The following is a 1,734-nucleotide window of genomic DNA, read 5'->3' on the forward strand; positions in this document are numbered from 1 at the left end:
GCCTACACCCTTACCCCGGGACAACCACCGCCCGGGATGGACTACCTTCCTGCGTCACCCCATCACTCACCTACTACCACCTTGGTTCGGCGGCTCCACCACTCCCCTTTGCCCGAAGGCTCCGGGGCGGCTTCACGGCCTTAGCATTAGTGGGCTCGATGTTTGACGCTTCACAGCGGGTACCGGAATATCAACCGGTTATCCATCGACTACGCCTGTCGGCCTCGCCTTAGGTCCCGACTTACCCTGGGCAGATCAGCTTGACCCAGGAACCCTTAGTCAATCGGCGCACACGTTTCTCACGTGTGAATCGCTACTCATGCCTGCATTCTCACTCGTCAACCGTCCACGACTACCTTCCGGTGCCGCTTCACCCGGCAGACGACGCTCCCCTACCCATCACAGCAGGCGTTGGCCCTATATGCTGCAATGACACGACTTCGGCGGTACGCTTGAGCCCCGCTACATTGTCGGCGCGGAATCACTAGACCAGTGAGCTATTACGCACTCTTTCAAGGGTGGCTGCTTCTAAGCCAACCTCCTGGTTGTCTGTGCGACTCCACATCCTTTCCCACTTAGCGTACGCTTAGGGGCCTTAGTCGATGCTCTGGGCTGTTTCCCTCTCGACCATGGAGCTTATCCCCCACAGTCTCACTGCCGCGCTCTCACTTACCGGCATTCGGAGTTTGGCTAAGGTCAGTAACCCGGTAGGGCCCATCGCCTATCCAGTGCTCTACCTCCGGCAAGAAACACACGACGCTGCACCTAAATGCATTTCGGGGAGAACCAGCTATCACGGAGTTTGATTGGCCTTTCACCCCTAACCACAGGTCATCCCCCAGGTTTTCAACCCTGGTGGGTTCGGTCCTCCACGAAGTCTTACCTCCGCTTCAACCTGCCCATGGCTAGATCACTCCGCTTCGGGTCTTGAGCGCGCTACTATACCGCCCTGTTCGGACTCGCTTTCGCTACGGCTTCCCCACACGGGTTAACCTCGCAACACACCGCAAACTCGCAGGCTCATTCTTCAAAAGGCACGCAGTCACACCACAAAAGGTGCTCCCACGGCTTGTAGGCACACGGTTTCAGGTACTATTTCACTCCCCTCCCGGGGTACTTTTCACCATTCCCTCACGGTACTATCCGCTATCGGTCACCAGGGAATATTTAGGCTTAGCGGGTGGTCCCGCCAGATTCACACGGGATTTCTCGGGCCCCGTGCTACTTGGGTGTCTCTCAAACGAGCCGCTGATGTTTCAGCTACGGGGGTCTTACCCTCTACGCCGGACCTTTCGCATGTCCTTCGCCTACATCAACGGTTTCTGACTCGTCTCACAGCCGGCAGACTGTGAAAGAGAGATCCCACAACCCCGCATGCGCAACCCCTGCCGGGTCTCACACGCATACGGTTTGGCCTCATCCGGTTTCGCTCGCCACTACTCCCGGAATCACGGTTGTTTTCTCTTCCTGAGGGTACTGAGATGTTTCACTTCCCCTCGTTCCCTCCACATGCCCTATGTGTTCAGGCATGGGTGACAGCCCATGACGACTGCCGGGTTTCCCCATTCGGAAACCCCCGGATCAAAGTCTGGTTGACGACTCCCCGGGGACTATCGTGGCCTCCCACGTCCTTCATCGGTTCCTGGTGCCAAGGCATCCACCGTGCGCCCTTAAAAACTTGGCCACAGATGCTCGCGTCCACTGTGCAGTTCTCAAACAACGACCAACCACCCG

1 rRNA gene (cut by a window edge) is annotated in these 1,734 nt (G+C 57.6%); it reads right to left on the reverse strand.

Annotation, left to right across the window (positions count from 1 at the left end):
• A 23S ribosomal RNA gene (locus ACZ6SQ_RS38230) occupies nt 1-1,684 on the reverse strand (it extends 1,489 nt beyond the left edge of the window).
• Nucleotides 1,685-1,734: the final 50 nt, after the last annotated feature.

Source organism: Streptomyces sp. NPDC048600 (assembly GCF_055587025.1).